Annotated in this window: 1 protein-coding gene; it reads right to left on the bottom strand. The window is 58.1% G+C overall.

Annotated elements, in window-relative coordinates; all coding sequences use genetic code 11:
- Positions 1–217, bottom strand: a 217-nt coding sequence (locus IV01_RS0124425) for an FAD-dependent oxidoreductase (protein WP_195758730.1), incomplete at both ends; no start/stop codon positions are given.

Here is a 217-nt window from a genome sequence, read left to right on the forward strand (position 1 = left end):
ACCCCGAGACCGCTGAAAATTGACGCATATTCAGAGCCGATCACTCCGGCTCCGTAGATGATAAGGCGGCGTGGCGTATGGCTCAGGGTCAGGATAGTGTCGCTGTCATAAACGCGCGGGTGCGAGAAATCGACATCAGCGGGGCGATAGGGGCGCGAGCCGGTCGCGATGATGAACTGGTTGGCTACCAGCGTTTCAACCATGCCATTGGCACTGA

The sequence above is a fragment of the Pseudomonas syringae genome (genome assembly GCF_000737245.1).
Classification (GTDB): domain Bacteria; phylum Pseudomonadota; class Gammaproteobacteria; order Pseudomonadales; family Pseudomonadaceae; genus Aquipseudomonas; species Aquipseudomonas syringae_J.